Source organism: Steroidobacter sp., assembly GCF_016790065.1.
GTDB lineage: Bacteria > Pseudomonadota > Gammaproteobacteria > Steroidobacterales > Steroidobacteraceae > Steroidobacter.
In genome coordinates this window covers 1-1,833 of record NZ_JAEUPY010000005.1, presented here as the reverse complement: position 1 = coordinate 1,833, position 1,833 = coordinate 1, and the positions used below count along the sequence as shown (strand labels likewise).

The following is a 1,833-nucleotide window of genomic DNA, read 5'->3' as shown; positions in this document are numbered from 1 at the left end:
GCCGTTCGTTCGGACAATACGGCCCGCTTGCATGCAACGATGGAATTCGGTCGCCAGATCCGCGAAGCCGCACTCATCTCTCTGCCGGTGGCCGGAGGCGCAGCGCGGGTAGTCGCGCGAGGCACGTTCGGCGGCAAGCCGCATTTCGCACACGAGGCCGATACGGCCTATCTTCATACCGGCGCCGGCTTGTCAGCCGTGCAGCTCACAACGGGGGAAATCAAAGCATTCAGTGACGTTCGCGGCCCCGCCTGGTATTTCATGGAGGGGCCGACCGCTGTGGATGAGAGTCGGCTGAGTCCTGATGGGAAATGGTTGTTGGTCGGCATCGCTCAGCAGCTGCATCTACTGGCGGCGCCACCGCCGGGCCAAACCATCGATCTTTCCCAGCCCGGGCTGCAGCATCGACGCATCACCGACGTCGGCGCGGACTTCTTCGAATGGGCCGATGCTGGCAAGACCATCACTTGGGCGGTGGGCTCGACGTTTTATCGTCGGCCGCTCTCCGACATCAAACTAAATGACGTCGCGCAGCCGAGCTGGAATGCTGACGTTCCGAGCCGGCCCCGAACTGCCGCATTCAAGGCCGTCGTGGAAATTCCGCGCGACGATCCCCGAGGTACGCTGCTCTTGCGTAGTGCGCGAACCATCACGATGCACGGCGATGAGATCATCGAAGACGCCGACATCCTGGTTCGCGACGGACGGTTTGCTGCCGTTGGCTCGCGCGGCTCATTTCCTATCCCCGCCGATACGACCGTGCTGGAGATGAGCGGCAAGATCATCGTTCCCGGCTTCATCGACATTCACGATCACGTCGCGGACATTCGCAGGGATGTGCTGTCGATGGACGTGTGGGGTTTGCGTGCGCGGCTGGCGTATGGAATCACGACAGCCTTCGATCCGTCGTCGCTCAGCATCGACATGTTCGCTTATCAGGATTTGGTTGACGCCGGTGTCATCACCGGTTCCAGAGTGCGTACCACGGGCATGGCGATGTTCTCATTCAATCGCCTTGCTTCCTTGACAGACGCGCGTGCACTGCTGGCTCGTCACCGCGATCATTATCGTACGGTCAATGTGAAGCAATATCTCATCGGCAATCGTACGCAGCGTCAGTGGCTGGCGCAGGCCGCGGCGGAGATGGGTGTCATGCCGACCACCGAAGGTTCGCTGGCGTTGAAACTCGATCTGAGCCAGATCATGGACGGCTTCGCCGGCAACGAGCATGCGTTGCCCACGGCACTGTATCGCGACGTGATCGAACTGGTCGCGCGCAGTCGGACGTCTTACGACGGGACGTTGCAAATCAAGAACGGCGGCGAGGGCGGGCAGGACAACTTTGTGATTCGCGACCGTCCGGCCGTCGATCCCAAATTCACGCGCACGCGACCTTATTACATCGTTGCCCAGTCTGCATTGACGCGGCCGTGGAGCGAGCCGGCGACGCTAATCTATCCGCGACTGGGCAACGACGCGGCACGCATCCAACGCGCAGGCGGCATCATTGGCATGGGAGCGCATGGAGAGATTCCGGGGCCTGGTTTGCATTGGGAGCTGGAAGCCCACGTCCAAGGTGGGATGACCCCGATGGAGGCGCTGCGCGCGGCTACGATTGGATCCGCCGAGGCAATTGGTCGCCGACGCGATCTTGGCAGCATCGAGGCTGGCAAACTCGCCGACCTCGTGATTCTTGACGCCGATCCGAGCCGCGACATTCGCCAGTCGAAGTCGATCCATCGAGTGCTGAAGGGCGGCCGCCTGTATGACGGCGAGTCGCTCGATGAACTGTGGCCGCGCCGTCGCTCGCAACCACCGCCATGGTTCGCCGCC

The 1,833-nt window shown here is 62.0% G+C and carries 1 protein-coding gene; it reads left to right on the top strand.

Features of this window, described 5'->3' with window-relative positions; translation table 11 throughout:
- Window positions 1-39: 39 nt before the first annotated feature.
- A partial coding sequence (locus tag JNL55_RS00070; protein WP_293848048.1) for an amidohydrolase family protein occupies window positions 40-1,833 on the top strand: 1,794 nt, incomplete at its 3' end.